Source organism: Pseudovibrio sp. WM33 (genome assembly GCF_001623165.1).
GTDB lineage: Bacteria > Pseudomonadota > Alphaproteobacteria > Rhizobiales > Stappiaceae > Pseudovibrio.
Genome location: NZ_LMCK01000002.1, coordinates 87,600 through 104,876 on the forward strand (window position 1 = coordinate 87,600; position 17,277 = coordinate 104,876).

At 52.1% G+C, this 17,277-nt stretch carries 14 protein-coding genes; 6 read left to right on the forward strand and 8 right to left on the reverse strand.

Annotation, left to right across the window (positions count from 1 at the left end; genetic code table 11):
* Positions 1-29 precede the first annotated feature (29 nt).
* Positions 30-1,157 (reverse strand): PA0069 family radical SAM protein, encoded by a 1,128-nt coding sequence (locus PsWM33_RS00525; RefSeq protein ID WP_063293760.1) that lies wholly within the window; start codon positions 1,155-1,157, stop codon positions 30-32.
* Between the two features lie 113 nt (positions 1,158-1,270).
* Between PsWM33_RS00525 and PsWM33_RS00530 the strand changes: the two genes are divergently transcribed.
* The 4 genes from PsWM33_RS00530 to PsWM33_RS00545 all read left to right on the forward strand — a co-directional run bounded on the left by PsWM33_RS00530 (position 1,271) and on the right by PsWM33_RS00545 (position 5,626).
* Positions 1,271-1,864 (forward strand): glycosyltransferase family 2 protein, encoded by a 594-nt coding sequence (locus tag PsWM33_RS00530; protein WP_063298835.1) that lies wholly within the window; start codon positions 1,271-1,273, stop codon positions 1,862-1,864.
* A gap of 23 nt (positions 1,865-1,887) precedes the next feature.
* A complete protein-coding gene (locus PsWM33_RS00535; protein WP_063298836.1) occupies positions 1,888-2,568 on the forward strand; it encodes a ceramidase domain-containing protein in 681 nt (226 codons plus the stop codon).
* Between the two features lie 118 nt (positions 2,569-2,686).
* Positions 2,687-5,011: an NADP-dependent malic enzyme gene (locus PsWM33_RS00540; protein WP_063298837.1), complete on the forward strand. Its 2,325-nt coding sequence runs from the start codon at positions 2,687-2,689 to the stop codon at positions 5,009-5,011.
* Between the two features lie 120 nt (positions 5,012-5,131).
* Positions 5,132-5,626 carry an Mpo1 family 2-hydroxy fatty acid dioxygenase gene (locus tag PsWM33_RS00545; RefSeq protein WP_057464857.1) on the forward strand — a complete coding sequence of 165 codons (495 nt, stop codon included), beginning with the start codon at positions 5,132-5,134 and terminating at the stop codon, positions 5,624-5,626.
* 25 nt (positions 5,627-5,651) lie between these two features.
* Here the strand turns inward: PsWM33_RS00545 and PsWM33_RS27265 are convergent, their stop codons facing one another.
* On the reverse strand, positions 5,652-5,822 hold the full coding sequence (locus PsWM33_RS27265) for a hypothetical protein (RefSeq protein ID WP_162531840.1): 171 nt from the start codon (positions 5,820-5,822) through the stop codon (positions 5,652-5,654).
* A gap of 108 nt (positions 5,823-5,930) precedes the next feature.
* On the opposite strand from PsWM33_RS27265, the gene PsWM33_RS00550 reads away from it, so the two are divergent.
* The gene (locus tag PsWM33_RS00550) at positions 5,931-6,842 is read left to right on the forward strand and encodes a LysR substrate-binding domain-containing protein (RefSeq protein ID WP_057464858.1); all 912 of its coding nucleotides are present in this window, start codon (positions 5,931-5,933) and stop codon (positions 6,840-6,842) included.
* A 62-nt stretch (positions 6,843-6,904) separates the two neighbouring features.
* Here PsWM33_RS00550 and glyS read toward each other — a convergent pair whose 3' ends face one another.
* From glyS to PsWM33_RS00565, 3 genes are all read right to left on the reverse strand, one after another.
* Positions 6,905-9,142, reverse strand: coding sequence for a glycine--tRNA ligase subunit beta (gene glyS / locus PsWM33_RS00555; RefSeq protein WP_063298838.1), 2,238 nt, complete (start codon positions 9,140-9,142; stop codon positions 6,905-6,907).
* 205 nt (positions 9,143-9,347) lie between these two features.
* Positions 9,348-11,624: a beta-glucosidase gene (locus tag PsWM33_RS00560; protein ID WP_063298839.1), complete on the reverse strand. Its 2,277-nt coding sequence runs from the start codon at positions 11,622-11,624 to the stop codon at positions 9,348-9,350.
* A 250-nt stretch (positions 11,625-11,874) separates the two neighbouring features.
* Positions 11,875-12,831, reverse strand: coding sequence for a glycine--tRNA ligase subunit alpha (locus PsWM33_RS00565; RefSeq protein WP_063298840.1), 957 nt, complete (start codon positions 12,829-12,831; stop codon positions 11,875-11,877).
* A 291-nt stretch (positions 12,832-13,122) separates the two neighbouring features.
* On the opposite strand from PsWM33_RS00565, the gene PsWM33_RS00570 reads away from it, so the two are divergent.
* Complete coding sequence (locus PsWM33_RS00570; RefSeq protein ID WP_063298841.1) at positions 13,123-14,748, forward strand: FAD-binding protein; 1,626 nt, start codon at positions 13,123-13,125, stop codon at positions 14,746-14,748.
* Positions 14,749-14,834: 86 nt separating this feature from the next.
* On the opposite strand, the gene PsWM33_RS00575 is transcribed toward PsWM33_RS00570, so the two are convergent.
* The 3 genes from PsWM33_RS00575 to PsWM33_RS00585 form a co-directional block, all read right to left on the reverse strand.
* Entirely contained in the window at positions 14,835-15,035 is a 201-nt protein-coding gene (locus PsWM33_RS00575) for a hypothetical protein (protein WP_208860103.1), read from the reverse strand.
* Between the two features lie 72 nt (positions 15,036-15,107).
* Positions 15,108-15,968: a S49 family peptidase gene (locus PsWM33_RS00580; protein ID WP_063298867.1), complete on the reverse strand. Its 861-nt coding sequence runs from the start codon at positions 15,966-15,968 to the stop codon at positions 15,108-15,110.
* A 195-nt stretch (positions 15,969-16,163) separates the two neighbouring features.
* Positions 16,164-17,165: a uracil-DNA glycosylase gene (locus tag PsWM33_RS00585; protein WP_208994324.1), complete on the reverse strand. Its 1,002-nt coding sequence runs from the start codon at positions 17,163-17,165 to the stop codon at positions 16,164-16,166.
* Positions 17,166-17,277: the final 112 nt, after the last annotated feature.

Sequence of the window (17,277 nt, forward strand, 5' to 3'; positions counted from 1 at the left end):
CAGCTTTCAAGCATCACAACACGCCTCGTCTACAGCAATGAAAGCTGCACACCGCCGCAGGTCGGCTTGATGAAATGGTCACAGGACAACTTCATTGATCGCGAGGATAAACCCTTGCTCTTGCACGCCAGCTGAAAGCGCTTTGCCAGCTGGTCAGCGTAAGGACCTTTACCCTTGAAGCGCTGCGTCCACTGAGCGTCATAGTCTTTTCCATCACGCATGGAACGCAAAAGGCTCAGCACACGCCGGTAACTGCCCGGAGCTTCCCGCAAAAGCCATTCCTTGAAGAGTTCAGAAACCTCTCGAGGAAGACGCAGCAAAATGTAACTGGCCTCTGTTGCGCCATGCTCCTTACAAACCTCAAGAATGCTCTCAAGTTCATGATCCGTCAGTCCAGGAATGATCGGAGCTGCCAGCACAGCGGTTGGAATACCCGCATCAGACAGTGCCTTGATCGCTTGCAAACGGCGAGGCGGCGTTGATGCGCGCGGTTCAAGGCTCCGCGCGATCTTCCGGTCCAGCGTGGTCACAGAAATTGCCACCTTTGCCAGATTACGCTCTGCCATTTCGCTAAGAATATCGATATCCCGCATGACCAGTGCTGACTTGGTGACAATGGTCACCGGATGGCCCGTCTTGTTCAACACCTCCAGAACATCGCGCATGATTTTGTGCGTGCGTTCAATCGGCTGATAGGGATCAGTGTTGGTGCCAATCGCAATGGGTTTGGGTTGATAAGAGGATGCACCCAGCTCCCGCTCCAGCACCTGTGCTGCATTGGGCTTGGCAAACAAGCGGCTTTCAAAATCCAGCCCTGGCGACAGGCCCATATACGCATGGGTTGGCCGCGCAAAGCAGTAGATGCAGCCATGCTCACAGCCCCGATACGGATTGATTGAGCGATCAAAAGGCAGGTCAGGAGAGCTGTTCTTGGTTATCACATGCCGTGCAGTTTCAATCTGCACTTCTGTCTTGATTGGCGGAAGTTCATCAATTGTTCCCCAGCCGTCATCCATCAGTTCCCGGCTTTCCGCCTCAAACCGGCCAGCCTTGTTGGAATGTGCCGCACGGCCCCGACCTGTCATGTTGACCGGAAGCGAAGATCCCAAAGGATCAGCGGCCTCAGTTTCGGCCCTGTGATTTTGTGCAGTTGACATGGGGCATGCACTTTCATCTTCTTATGAGAACATAAGTGGAACATTGCTCAAAATATCTGGATTTGCAAGCCTTTACTTTCCAAAGCTAAGGCAAATCACTGTAAGCTGTTGGAATGATTAGCGCACTTATTCCCACCTATAACAGCGAGCACCGGCTGGTGCTTACCCTGTCCGCTCTGGTCCCGGCTTCCGCAGAAGGCATCCTGAAAGAAGTCATTATAACCGACGAAGGCTCATCTGATGGGACCGAGATTGTCGCGGATGCCAGCGGTGCGGATTTTGTCAGCACCACCTCAAAATCTGGTTTCGCTCTGGCCGAAGGGCTCAAACGGTGCACCCGTTCCAACTGGGTTTTGCTCATCCAACCCGGCGCTATATTGCAAGTAGGCTGGCAAGCAGAAGCAGCATCCTTCATAGAGCGCGCGGAGCGGGTCGGAACCGAACGGAATCTGGTTGCTGTGTTTCCCAGCCGTACAGAAGAATTCGGCGCTGTGGCACAACTCAAGCAGAAACTTATCACCCTCACGCATCGCTTGCTGAAAGCATCATGCCACCAGCTCCCCATGCTGATCCACAAAGACCACCTGCAACAAGCTCTGGCGAACGCGTCAGGAATGAACCGGCAGGCTCAGCTCCAGAAGGTTTTGAGGGCTAGCCGGGTCCATTGGTTGAACGGTACAGTGATCTTTCAAAATACGACGAGATAACGCGGTACCAGCTTGGAGGGCTCATGGATTGGAATCAACACCTGAACCAATACTGCGAGCGCACCTCCGCTGCATTCTGGTCTGAGCCACTCAATGCAGTGAGCAACGCTGCTTTTATCATTGCCGCGCTGATTGCTCTTCAATTCTGGCTGAACGCACGTAGCAACGCAAAAAAAGCGCATTCAACGCAAACCAACGCACAAGATAACGCAGCGCTGGTCCTGATCGCTCTGCTGGCCACAATCGGGATTGGCTCATTCCTGTTCCACACCTTCGCAACCCTCTGGTCAATGCTGGCTGATGTCATCCCGATCGCGATCTTCATGCTGGTTTACTTCTACCTTGCCACGCGTCGATACATGGGTGCCAACCTCTTGATATCACTGGGCGCAACGCTGCTGTTCTTTGGGGCAATGGCATTTGGCCCAAGGTTGTTTGAGGGGATACTTGGATCCACCGCTGGCTACTTCCCGGCACTCCTCGCAATCCTGCTTTTTGCAGGCCTGACCCGCAGCAAAAACAGGCAAACATCCAACGCTCTGTTAGCCGCAGGCGTAGTCTTCGCACTTTCGATGAGTTTCCGGATTTTAGACGAACCAATTTGCTCGATTTTGCCAGTTGGAACACATTCCTTGTGGCATATTTTGAATGCAATTGTTTTGCTTATTCTAATTCGCGCATTTATACGCTTTAAGACGTATTGAGATACTGCAAAATCCTAGGCGATGGTCTAGGTTTTGCAAAACTGCGACATCTGAACCGGAAGTCATAGTGATTCCCGGTGGCGAGCCGCTCATTCACTCGGTCAGGCAAGAATAGACGATGACGGACAAAAAACGCCCTACCTCCGGCGAACTCGATGAACAAGCGCTCTTTTACCATGAGTATCCGCGCGCGGGTAAATTGGAAATTCAGGCAACTAAGCCATTGGGAAACCAGCGAGATTTGGCGCTTGCCTATTCTCCGGGTGTGGCTGCTCCGTGTTTGGCAATCCATAAGGATGAGTCAAAAGCGGCTGACTATACCGCACGTCAAAACCTTGTTGGTGTCATCTCCAATGGTACCGCGGTTCTGGGTTTAGGCGCGATTGGTCCTCTGGCATCCAAGCCGGTGATGGAAGGTAAGGCTGTCCTCTTCAAAAAGTTCGCTGGCATTGATGTATTCGACATCGAAGTTGACGAGACCAACGTTGATAAGTTCGTTGATGCAGTTGGTGTTTTGGAGCCAACCTTCGGCGGAATCAACCTGGAAGACATTAAAGCGCCAGAGTGTTTCCAGATCGAGAAACGCCTGCGCGAAAGAATGAATATCCCGGTTTTCCATGATGATCAGCACGGTACCGCGATCATCGTGTCAGCTGCGGTGCGCAATGGCATGGAGCTCTCCGGTAAAAAGCTGGATGAGATTAAAGTCGTTGCTTCCGGTGCGGGCGCTGCAGCGCTGGCCTGTCTTAACCTGTTGGTGTCCTCCGGTGTAAAGCGCGAGAACATCTGGGTTTCTGACATTGAGGGCGTTGTTTATGAGGGCCGCGAAGCCCTTATGGATGAATGGAAATCCGTATTCGCGCAGAAAACCGACAAGCGCACGCTGGATGATATCATCGAAGGCGCTGACGTCTTCATCGGCTTGTCAGCAGCTGGTGTGCTGAAGCCAGAGATGGTCGCCAAGATGGCAAAACGTCCTCTGGTGATGGGCCTTGCCAACCCGAACCCGGAAATTATGCCTGAAGATGCACTGGCTGTTCGTGACGATGTGGTCATGTGTACAGGTCGTTCGGATTACCCGAACCAGGTGAATAACGTCCTCTGCTTCCCATACATCTTCCGCGGTGCTCTAGATGTTGGAGCAACTGCCATCAACGAAGAAATGAAGCTGGCCGCCGTTGAGGCAATTGCCGCTCTGGCACGGGAAGAACCAACCGATGTTGTAGCCAAAGCCTATGGCGGTGTCACCCACACATTCGGCCCGAACTACCTCATTCCATCCCCGTTCGATAACCGCTTGATCCTGCGCATTGCTCCTGCTGTTGCAAAAGCTGCCATGGAAACTGGCGTCGCAACTCGCCCGATCGAAGACTTCGACGCCTACATGGATAAGCTGAACCGTTTCGTGTTCCGCTCCGGTATGGTGATGAAGCCAATCATCGCGCAGGCAAAGGCAGATAAGCAGCGCGTTATCTATGCTGACGGTGAAGACGAACGCGTGCTGCGCGCCGCTCAGGTGGTGCTGGAAGAGGGCCTCGCGACACCAATCCTCATTGGTCGTCCACAGGTTCTGGAAAACCGTTGTGAGCGCTTCGGCCTGCGCATTCGCCCGGGTACAGATTTTGAGTTCGTGAACCCGGAAGACGATCCACGCTACCGTTCCTATGTTGACACACTGGTGCAACTGGTTGGCCGTAAAGGCGTAACGCCGGAAGCTGCCAGAACGATGGTGCGTACAAACTCCACTGTCATTGGTGCACTGGCGTTGCATAGAGAAGAAGCTGACGCGCTGATCACAGGCCTCGAAGGCCGCTTTGATAAGCACCTGCGTGACATCAACAACATCATCGGATGCTCTGAAGGTGTAACGGATTTCTCAACGCTCTCACTGCTGATCAACTCCAGCGGCGCGTATTTCCTTGCAGATACATATGTCACTGAGTGTCCATCTGCTGAAGAGATTGCCGAGATCACTCATCTTGCATCAGAGCAGATCAAACGCTTCGGCATTACACCCCGCGTTGCGTTGCTGTCTCACTCCAACTTTGGCTCCCGCCCATCTGCGACCTCCAACAAGATGCGGGAAGCCCTGCAGATGGTTTGGAAACAGCTGCCAGAGCTTGAAGCTGAAGGTGAAATGCATGGTGATGCTGCGTTGAAGCCGGAAATCCTGAAACGCTACATGCCAGATGCGCATATCTCCGGTCCTGCGAACCTGCTGGTGTTCCCAACTCTGGATGCCTCCAACATCGCGTTGAACCTCATCAAGGCAATGACAGACGCGCTTCATGTTGGTCCAATTTTGCTGGGCGCGAAGAAAACCGCTCACATCATCACGCCATCCGTGACCTCACGCGGCATCGTAAATATGACAGCACTTTCAGCTGTTGATGCACAATGTCGTAAGCAGAATGCAGGCGTTTGCCTGGCACCACATAGCTAAAACAACTCCTTCGGCGGGCACTGGTTAATATGCCCGCCGAAGTTTTGTCAGCTTGAAAATACCTTCCCCTTACGGCATGCTGATTGCATTGATACCGCTTGATATTACGGGGAGGGTAGTATGAGCTTTTCAGAAGCAACCGGGCGTCGCATTGATCGCCTGCTGGGCGAGTACGGCGAAAGCCACCAAAATCACAAAAACAAAGCCATTCACTGGATCTGTGTGCCGGTCATTTTCTGGACGGTAACCGCACTGCTGTGGTCTGTTCCAACACCGATCGGGTTGTCGAACATCTCACCGTGGCTGAACTGGTGCACGATCGGGCTGGGGCTATCGATCATCTACTACCTGTCATTGTCCATCACGCTGGCGATCGGCATGGCTGTTTTCTCAGCATTGATGATCTGGATTAACATGACTTATCAGCAGTTTGGGCTTGGCATCCCACTCTGGCAGACAGCATTGGCAGTGTTTGTGATTGCTTGGGTCGGCCAGTTTATCGGCCATCATATTGAGGGGAAAAAGCCGTCTTTCTTTAAAGATCTGCAGTTCCTGTTGGTTGGACCTGCCTGGCTTATGCATTTCATTTTTAAAAAGATTGGCATCCCGTATTGAGGGACAAAATTAAAAAACGCTGCTCTTAAGGCAGCGTTTTTTCTGGGTTGATGTAAACATCACCAATTTCGCGGGTATCCATTCGCTGAAGAGCAGGGTGTGAAAGTGGGTCAGCACAATAAGGCTTTGAGCCTGCAGCTGCTTTGGTCTTTCGGGGGGATTTGCCGCGCAACAGATCTTTAAAAAGATTTTTCATTGTCATTTCCTTTGTGACTTGATGGAGCGACAATGCGTCAATTGCATTGCAAGTGCTATCTGGAATAACTAAACCCCGGTTTAGATTTACTGCTCGGAACTGTCCTCGATGAAAAATCTCAATCAAGTCAGCCTCGCTGGCCTTCGCGTTGTTGAAGCTGTCGGGCGCCTGGGCTCCCTGAAAAATGCGGCTGAAGAGTTGGGCATTACGTCCGGCGCCGTTAGCCAGCAACTGCACAAAACCGAGCATCAGTTGGGCCGCCCGCTGTTCACTCGAGAGACAGGCGGATTGAAGCTGACAAGCCTTGGTGCCGAGATTTGTCACGAGCTCACATCGGGCCTGAAGCAAATCTCAGAGGCTGTCGCATTGGCAGACCGGGACAGAGAAGAAAGCCTCTTTCTATCTGTAGCTCCGCTGCTGGCTGAGAAATGGCTGGTCTGGCGCCTGAGCAGCTTCATGAAAGCCAATCCGGACATCAATCTCAGGCTGGATGCCAACGACCAGTTGGTAAACCTCAATCACTCCGACGTAGACGCCTGTGTCCGCGTCCATAAACGAGCGCCTGATGACGTTTACTCAGAGCGCTTGTGTGAGCACTTCATCTATCCGGTCTGCTCTCCTGAAATCGCGGAGCGCCTCAAAGAGCCGCGGGATCTTCTGAATGAAGTGATCATCCGCGACTATAACTCCTATTACCGTTGGAGCGACTGGTTGGCCCCGTTTGGTCTCAAAGAAAGCCAGCTTCCAAGAGGTCACGGCTTCTCCAACGCATCTCTCTGCATGGACGCTGCAATTGCAGGCCACGGCGTGTTCTTGGGCTGGGATACGCTGGTCGCCAATGCTGTGAAGCAAGGTCAGTTGAAGATCCCGTTCGGTCACCGCTGTTCAACAGGGCGGTCCTACTGGTTCATCTGCAGGGAAGGGGCCTTGCGCAGTCCCAGTGTTCGCAAGCTGCGGGATTGGCTGAAAGAAGAAATCGCACAAACAGCGGTTGAGTACGAAAAAGCTGTCAAAGTCTAATCAAATAAAAAGCCCGGTAACTCAAGCGAGTCCCGGGCTTTAAAATATCTTATGATGTCAGCTTAGCCAGCGATTTTTGAGAAATCAGCGACCTGATGAACGGCTGCACGAATTTCTGACAGGATCTTCAGACGGTTCTCACGAACCTCTGGCTTTTCAGCATTCACGTGAATGTCGTCAAAGAAGCCGTCAACAGGACCGCGCAGTTTGGCAAGAGCAGCCATTGCAGCGGAGAAGTCAGCAGCATCAAGTAGTGGCTTGATTTCAACCAGAACGCTATCCAGCGCAGCAACCAGGTCTTTTTCTGCCTGTTCTTCCAGCAGAGCAGTATCAGGCTTGCCTGTAAAGGCCTTGCCGTCCTTCTTCTCTTCCGCACGCAGAATGTTTGCAGCACGCTTGTAACCTGCTAGCAGGTTGACACCGTCTTCGCTGCCCAGCAATCCAGCAAGAGCTTCGGCCTGTTTCACGATCAGATTGATATCATCCTGACCACCACGAGCCAGAACAGCGTCAACCAGATCATGACGCACGCCTTTGTCTTTCAGAACCACCTTCATGCGGTCTGCGAAGAAGCTGAGCAGGTCATCAATCAGGCCAGATTCCAGAGAGGTCTCAGGGATCTTGTCGGAAACGTTTGCCAGCACCACGTCAGCAGCTTTGGAAACCATGGAGAAGATGTCTTTAACAACGCCTTCGCCGGTTTTGCCTTTGCCGATGAATGGAAGATCGGACAGTGCACTTTCGCCGCGTGCAGCAGCAATGTCTGCAAGGTTGCGGCGCAGGCTCTGAACCAGAACATCACGCAGTGGCAGGCGCAGGTCGTTTTCCAGCACAAGGCGGATAACACCCAAAGCAGCACGGCGCAGCGCAAATGGATCTTTGGACCCGGTTGGCTTCTCGTCGATTGCCCAGAAGCCAGCAAGAATGTCCAGTTTGTCTGCCAAAGCAACAGCGATGGAAACAGGTGATACTGGTACATCATCAGACGCGCCAGCTGGCTTGTAGTGATCTTCAATCGCCTGAGAAACAGCAGCATCTTCGCCCTGTGCTTCTGCATAGTAGCGACCCATCAGGCCCTGCAGCTCAGGGAACTCGAATACCATTGCAGAAACAAGGTCAGCTTTCGCAAGACGTGCAGCACGCTTGGTCTGCTCGATATCAGCACCAACAAATGGAGCGATTTCCGCAGCAAGACGCTCAAGGCGATCAACACGGGCAGCTACAGTGCCCAGCTTCTCGTGGAACACGATGTCCTGCAGCTTGGAGACGTTGCTCTCCAGCTTCGTCTTAAGGTCCGTTTCCCAAAAGAACTTGGCGTCGGAAAGGCGTGCAGAAACAACCTTTTCGTTACCAGCAATGATCTTGGTACCACCATCTTTTGCAACGATATTTGTAGTCAATGCAAATTTGTTGGACAGACGGGATGTTGCAGGATCACTCAGTACGAAGTTCTTCTGGTTCACCTTAATGGTGAGCTGAATGACTTCGTCAGGCAGCTGAAGGAAGCTCTCGTCGTAGGAACCGATAAGCACGGTCGGCCACTCGTTGAGGCCAGACACTTCGTCAAGAAGGCCAGCATCTTCAACCAGTTCAAGACCAAGCGCCATAGCTGCGTTTTTCGCATCTACATCGATGATGTCTTTGCGGCGGTCCGCATCAAGCACAACCTTGGCAGCTTCCAGCTTGGACATATAGTCTTCCAGGCGGCGCACTTCGATTGCTTCAGGCGCCATAAAGCGGTGACCATAGGTGGTCTGGCCGGATTTGATGCCATCAACTTCAAACGGAATAACTTCTGGCTCTTCGGTCTCAGGACCGAAGGTACAAACGATTGAGTGCAGTGGGCGAACCCAGCGCAAGCTGCCAGAACCCCAGCGCTGAGATTTCGGCCAAGGGAAGTTGCGAATGATGTCTGGCATCATGTCAGCAACAATATCCTCGGTCTTCCGACCTGGCTTTTCGATAACAGCGACGTAAAAATCACCCTTTTTCGGGTCATTTTGAACTTCAGCATCGTCAATAGAAGAAAGGCCTGCGCCACGCAGGAATCCGGCCAATGCTTTCTCAGGCGAGCCAACGCGCGGGCCCTTCCGCTCTTCACGGGTTGCTTTGGAGCCTGCAAGCAAGCCAGCAATGTGCAGTGTCAGGCGGCGTGGAGTGGCATAAGCCTTCGCGCCTTCATAGGTTATACCTGCATCGACAAGAGCATTGGTCAGGAGGGATTTCAAATCCTCAGCCGCACGACGCTGCATGCGGGCAGGAATTTCCTCGCTAAAGAGTTCGAGGAGAAGATCTGGCATTGGTGAACGACGCCTTTAACTGGTCAATCAATCGCGAATTTCTAAGGTGGATAGTGCCTAGCAATACTCAAGGGGATTGTCACCCCCAATAGGCAGCGCGGAACCGTAATTGAGCAAAAAACATCAGCCGGGCACAACCAATCAACAGGGGTGTGAACAGCTGCCTTGCATCAGACTTTGTAGTGCTGAGATAATCTAAGACCGTTTACGCAGGTTCCTCAGTAGTTTCATTGAGTTCACCAAACAGGTTGAGTTCCAATTGCAGGCTGTTGGGATCCTGACTGGAGCTGCCCACAACCACTTCGTAGACGATGCGCTCAACCACCATCTGGTTGCGCTCACTATCAAATATCGCAAGCTCCTCAATCGGGATGGAGACAGTAACCTGCCTGCTTTCACCTGCTGGAATACGAAGACGCTGGAAGCCCTTCAGCTCCTGTTTAGCGCGATCTACTGCGGACCCCTTAGGAGCAATATAAACTTGCGAAACTTCTTCCCCTTCAACTTGCCCGATATTGGCGATGGAGAACTGAACGTCAATGCTACTAGTAAGGAGCTCATCAGGCGGAGTAACAACAAGTTCCGAATAATGGAATTGAGAGTAGCTCAGACCAAACCCAAAAGGATACGCCGGTGTGACATCATCTTTGTCCAGTTTTCTGTATCCATGCCAAAGGTCATAGATCACTTTACGCGCATTGCGATCAAAGTCAGGCAGGTCACTTTCTCGTCGTGGGATGACAAACGGCAGCTTGCCACTGGGGGAGACTTCGCCGGATAGAATTCGGGCAAGTGCAGTTCCTCCCTCCATCCCTGGATACCAATGCAGCAAGATGGCAGCAGGTTTATCTTGCCATTCGTTCATCAAAATAGTGCCGCCACCCATAACAACCACGACACAGTTGGAATTTGCGGCACAGACCTGCTTAATCAATTCAACATCGTGCGGAGGCAGACGAAGGCTCTGCCTGTCGCCGGAGCCATAACCGTCTGCAGCCCCTTCGGACTCCTGAGGTTTTCCTGCAGAACCTCCACCACCAAATGCGCGTAAAAACTGAGAGGCAATCTTCGCTTCTTCACGGTTCCGAGGTTGAGGAAGAACCTCATGAAAGCGTGCTGCCAGATCAGCGGAGACCCATTCACCTTCACGGCTGTGGTCATTCCCGACCACCAGCACAACGGCATCTGCTCGTTTTGCGATCTGGAGGGCGCGATTGATGTTCTGGCCTCTGTCCTGCCAGATGTCGATCTTGTGTTTGTAGTAGGAACGAAGGCCTGCGAGCGGCGTGGTTATATGTGTCGGCTGTGTATCACTCGTTCCTTTGTCGCCTGTATTGGCGACACTCGCCAAACGACCAATAACACCAATGCTTTGAATGTCCTTAAGAGGCAGAAACCCACCTTCGTTCTTCAGGAGCACGGTCGACTTCTCAGCGGCTTCCTGCGCAACAGATCGAAACTCCGCGCAGCCAACGCGGGTCTTCTCGTAACGGCCTTTCCGCAGCACTCTGAGCTGTTGCAGAATAAGCCTGTAACAGGCGTCATCCAATGCTGCCTCGGAGATCTCTCCATCATCGATCAGCTCTGACAGGTGCTGGTGAAAGTGCAGTTGGAACGGCATCTCCAGATCCATGCCGGCAAGGGCAGCCTCTCTCGCATTGCGAATGCCGAACAGGAAGTCACTCAGTACAAAACCCTTAAACCCCCAATCTGTTTTCAGCAGTTGGGTGAGAAGCTCTTTGTTGTGTCCGCAAAGCTCGCCATTGATGGAACTGTAGGACGTCATGACAGCCGCTGCACCTGCCTCAACGGCCTTCCTGAAGTGAGGAAGATACATCTCATAAAGTGCCCGCTGGCTCACTGTAACATTGAGGGAAAGCTTGGAGTGTTCCATGGATGCCAGAGCAAAGTTTTTGATGCATGCCATGCCATGTTGTTGAACACCGCGAACGAGAGCTGATCCCATTGCGCCGATCAGGAAGCTGTCTTCACCATAAGATTCCTGTGCTCGTCCCCATGCCGGATGGCGCATCAGGTTAAGTGGCACCCCCCCAAACAACGTGCCACCAAAGGCGCGCATCTCATATCCAATGATTGCGCCAATCCGTTCTTCCAGCTCAGGGTCAAATGTTGCCGCTCTTGCAATCACTGCAGGAAACGTTGTGGCGCCCTTCAGCACGATCCCGCGTGAGCCTTCTGTGTAATGAACACCCGGCAAATGATGCTCTGGCAACGCCCCCGCTGCCCACGGACCGGATTGAGAGCCACTCTTCATCATCTCCCGAACGCCTGGCCAGAAGGCTTGATCACCGTCTCGCATGATCAGCTTATCATCACGGCTCAACCGCGAAACAATCGCATTGGCGATCTGCTCATCACTCAGGTTTTGCGTGGAGGAAGGTTGAGCAGTCATCTCAGGTTGAGGAACGGAAGAGGCTGCTGCAGTGCCATTTTCATGCGCTTCGGTACTTTCGACAGTCATGGAACAGAGAACTCCGCGAATGCACCCCAATTTGGATCAGCGCATAGATACGCAGGCAGCTGGCAACAGGGGGAGTGATTGGCAAATCAAACAGGATATCGCTTTAAAAATATCCGTTTGATTGCAGTCCTGAAAACCTACTGATTATCAGCAGGCATCTTTCACGGAGTCGAAGTGCAGAGAGAAGTGACAACAAAAAATGCCGAGGCATTTCTGTCCCGGCACTTAAAATTCATCATATTGGTTGGGACTAGCCTTTGTAGCCCACACCACCAGCTTCGGTCTGCAGGAAGGCTGCACCACAAGCTTTGGAAAGTTCACGCACACGCAGAATATAGCTCTGCCGCTCAGTTACGGAAATGACACCGCGTGCATCAAGCAGGTTGAACACGTGGGAGCATTTTAGCGCTTGGTCATAAGCAGGCATAACAACCTTCTGGAGGCCATCGCCAGCTTTCTCCATTGCTTCTGCGCTTACTGCCAGCAGACGCTTACACTCGCGCTCATGGTCCGCAAAGTGGCGGAACAGCATTTCAGTATCGGAATGTTCGAAGTTATGACGGGAATATTCCTGCTCGGCCTGCAAAAACACATCGCCGTAAGTAACCTTCTCGTCGCCTTCAAGGCCATTGAAGTTCAGGTCGTAAACATTGTCGACACCCTGAACATACATGGCAATGCGCTCAAGGCCATAAGTCAACTCACCAGCAACAGGCTTACATTCAAAACCGGCGACTTGCTGGAAATAGGTGAACTGAGAAACTTCCATGCCGTCACACCAGCATTCCCAACCAAGGCCCCATGCGCCCAGTGTCGGGTTTTCCCAATCATCCTCAACAAAGCGGATGTCGTGGATGTCTGTGTCGATGCCAATTGCGCGCAGGGAAGCCAGATACAGTTCCTGAAGGTTCTCAGGAGACGGCTTCAGCATAACCTGAAACTGATAGTAGTGCTGCAAGCGCATTGGGTTTTCGCCATAGCGACCATCGGTAGGACGACGAGATGGCTGCACATACGCCACTTTCCATGGACGAGGCCCAAGCGAACGCAGTGTTGTTGAGGGATGGGACGTACCCGCGCCGACTTCCATGTCATAAGGCTGCACGATAACGCAGCCCTGATCGGCCCAGAATCTCTGGAGGGTCATCAGAAGACCCTGAAAGGACTTGGTCGGCTGCATATGTGCCGGAACGGCTTCACTAGACATGGGAGTGTTTCCTGAAAATCCAAAATGTACTGCACCGAAACGGCGCAAAATCCTAGTTGGGGCACAGGTGCCACGTCAAACAGGGAAGGTCAAGCATTCCTGAAAAATCAAAGATATTTTGTGAAAAAGACGGGGAGTAAGGCGGAATACTCTTCTCGTGGTCAGCGCTGTAATCGCAGTCGCGCTTCGGCTCAGCCTCGTACCCCACAATATCAAGGATATTGAGCCCGGGAAAAAGCTTATTTAGTGGCGGGGTCATTGTAGTCTGCATAAAAGCTGGAGAGCGTACCGATGGTGATGTCCCGCCTGCCTGTTCTGAGTGATCGTCAAGGATTTGACCGCCGCTGGTATGCGCCAAGTCTGAAACGCGTCTACGCCCCTGCCTCAGCTGCAGAAGTAACAGCCGCTTGGAGAGAGGTGATTGCGTCAGGAGCAAAGGCAGGCGAACTGCAAATCACCTGTGGTCGCCACTGCTATGAGAACTTCGTCTACAATGCGGGCACAAAATACATCATCGATCTGACCGGGCTACGCGGTGTGGGCAGTGATCCAAACTACGGGTATTACATCGATGTCGGCTTTGGAAACTGGGATATGTATCGCATGTTCAACAACATGTTTGATACCACATTGCCAGCGGGCAGCTGCTATTCAGTCGGACTAGGCGGGCACATCACTGGCGGAGGGTATGGTCTCTTTTCCCGCGCATTTGGATTGACCGTTGATTACCTGTCTGCAGTGGACGTGGTGATCATGCCTCAAGGGGCTCCAACGCCTGAACTCTATGAGAAAGTCTCTCCTGTGAACCACCCGGATCTGTTCTGGGCAGTCTGTGGCGGTGGCGGAGGAAACTTCGGCATTATCACCCGCTACTATTTCCGGGACACTCCGAAAGCACCACAATATCTGTACACCACCGCGTTTTCATTTGATTGGCAGGATGAAAATGGCAACCTGCTCATCACAGAACCTGTCCTCAGGCAACTACTGGACATCTTCACCCAGTTCTCACAGGAAGGACAGGACGGAGACAAATCCAAGTGGCCCAGCTTTGGCATATTCCATGCGAACCATCTTGCTGCTGGGAAAATGGTTTTCGCATCCTATTATTTTGATGCCCCATCACTCGGGGTTCAAGGACAGGAGTATGAGGCCTATCTGAATGACAGGATCAAGGACCAGAAGAAAACACTGGGTGAGATAACAAGACTATCAACCGAGCCGGGGCCCATAAACGGGCATCCATGGCACGGCACTGCAAAGGCTATCAGTCCGGTGAGTGCAACGGCCCAGCTTCGCTGCTTCACGTTTCTGGAAGGCGTTCAAAACACAAATGGTTCCGGTCCAAATCAGTTTGGAAAATACAAATCAGCTTACATGAAAAAAGGCTTCACTGACGACATGGTCGCCGCGCTTCATGAACATCTGCAGAAGGTCCCGGATGGAGTGTCATTGAGCGATATGAGCCAGAGCCTGTGCCAGATTGACAGTTACGGCTGTGCAATAAATCAGGTCTCCAGCACAGCAACGCCAATCGCACAACGCAGCTCAATCATGAAACTGCAATACCAAACCTATTGGGACAATGATGCGGCAATCGGACAGGATAACAAGCAGCTTGAGGAAGCCCATGTTGGCTGGATCAACGAAATGTATGCTGACGTTTACGCCAAGTATGGCGGATTTCCTGATCCACGAAACGATCCAGACGACATTGTTGACGGTTGTTACTTCAACTATCCAGATTCATGTTTGGGAGTAAATGGGGAGAACTCACCCGGCATAGATCATGCCATGTATCTCTATTTTCTGGAAAATTACGATACAAGTCCGGCAGATCGAAACCTGCGAGCAATAAAATCAAACTGGAATCCGCAAAACTGGTTTGCTAGCGCGCAGTCTATTCCTGTTAAATAAGGAATACGTGCAACATTACCACGTCACCAGGCCCGCAGACCAAACGTCATGCGGGCACCTGTCAGTCAAAGACTAGAGCAGGGCTCTTAGTAGTTGCTTACAGGGCGGTATTTGCCAGTGGCCGGATCTTCAACCAGACGCGTATATGCTGGGTCAACCGGACGCTTGCGAGCAGTTGCATAGGCAGGCTGTTTCTTGAATGCCATATTGGAAATTTCTTTCTTTACGGCTTTGTAAAGAGCATATCCACCTGCAATCAAAGCAACAGTTCCTAATACCTCAGTCATCTGCATTTTCCTTCCATCACTTATGTGAAGCATTGTTATTTCTGGCAATTTAGGCAATCCTATGGAGATTACTTAAAGACCAAACTTTGCCCAAAGGCTTTTTTCTTCCAGGGTTGTAAGTGCAGCAGCAGGCAATGTACCAGCAGCCTCATTCAGACCTCCCTGAAGGTTCGCACCGGGAATAAAGCGGCTAAGAAAGCGCTTTTTGGTGCCAACAAATTTCACTTTGGTTTCTTTGCCGTACCGTTCATGGATCGTGGAGTGAAGATCGCCCAGACCATCTACGAGGCCCAGATCACGCGCTTTGGCTCCAGTCCAAAACAAGCCGGAAAATAGGTTTTCGTCATCGCTCAGCACGTCACCGCGGCGGCTCTTCACCATGTCGATGAACATCTCATGGATTTCGTGCTGCAATGTTTTGAGGTGCTCAATGTCCTCTTTAACTTCCGGTGAGAACGGGTCCAGCGTGACCTTCTTGTCTCCGCTGGCATAAACACGGCGCTGAACGCCGGTTTTCTCCAGAAGCTCTGTAAAGCCAAACCCGGCAGATACGACACCAATGGATCCAACAATAGAGGACGGATCAACAATGATGTCATCACCAGCCAGTGCAATCATGTAGCCGCCAGATGCAGCAACGTCTTCTACAAAAACAAGAATTTGCTTGTTGTTTTCATCAGCCAGCTGACGAATGCGTTTGAAGATGAGATGAGATTGAACCGGCGAACCGCCAGGTGAGTTGATGGACAAGGCAACAGCCGGAGCTTCTTTAAAGCTGAAAGCTATTTCTAGCGCGTCTTCAACACTGCTCAGGTTCAAACCTGATTTCAATGGAGATGCAGCACCAATAGCACCATGCAAACGGACGACGGGTACGATAGGTCTTACTTTGCCCAATTTGCCCGGAAGGTAGCTGCGCAGCTTGTTCAACAACTCAAAATTCTCCTTTGCGTCGATAACTTGTATGTCGTTGGGGTAACCAACTTCATCCAATATAGGCAGCAATCATCAGGAGAGAAGAGCTTTTGCCAAAAGAAATGGCAATTTACGCAATAAAACGCAACAGTGTGATCCTCATAACAAATCTACACCTTGAGAACTCAGAGAGCCTCATCAAAACAGCGGGGATTACTCAGTTGTTTCAAGCTCGGCACGAATCTGGAGCATGTCTCGCCAGGCATATCTTTTCTCAGCAGGACTGCGCAGAAGATAAGCAGGGTGATAAGTCGCGATCGCCTTACGCTGAGTACCCTCGCCGCCATAGCTCAGCCATTTCCCACGCAGCTTGCGAATACCGTCACGGGCACCGCTGAGTGTCTTGGCAGAGGCCGCCCCGAGGAAAACAACAATCTCCGGATCAACCAGCTCAATCTGCCGCTGAATAAACGGACGGCAAATCTCAGTTTCATGCGGGGTAGGGGTGCGGTTTCCCGGTGGGCGCCATGGAACCACATTGGCTATGTAGACCATTGACCGGTCAAGTCCGGCAGCTTTCAAAATCCGGTCCAGCAGATGACCCGAACGCCCCACGAACGGCACGCCCTGAATGTCCTCTTCGCGTCCCGGAGCTTCCCCAACAAGCATGATGCGTGCTTTGGAACTTCCATCCCCAAACACAAGGTTCTTTGCTGTCAGTCGCAGATTACAGCCCTCAAACCCTGCAAGGATTTTCCGAAGCTCATCAAGTGACTGCGCCGAACCTGCGGCAGTTCTGGCCGAATCAACTGTTTCCGCATTCGGAATAACAGCATTCGCGTCTGTCACCGCAGTTGGTGTAGACGTCGTAATAGCCGCTTCCTTGGCAGCGCGCTGCCGTTCCAGAATCTTCTTCGCTTCCTGCTTGGCATCTGCGGAGACGCCATTCTCGCGCAGGTTACGTGCCATTTCAGCAGGTGAAACACTGAGATTTTTGGACTGTGATGGCGCTGGCTCTGGTGCGCTGAACGAGCTGACTGGAGCGATGTTCTGCTGCGGAGCAGGGCGGCTCTGCACCTGCTTTTCCATCTGGCTCTGAGTTTGCGCAAAGCGGTCCACTGGAGCATCTTCCAACGCACAGTCGACGCCGACGGCGCTTAAAAACTCCAGATAAGCCTCCAGCTCGGCGGCATTTGCGACAGGAACTTCAGACATAGCCATTTACTAGTTGTGGCACACAGGTCGGCACAGGCGAAAGGGAATAACTCTTTTGCAATGCACCATGGATGGGCAGCAGCCCGGTCCGCCCTATATTCATTATGAAAGC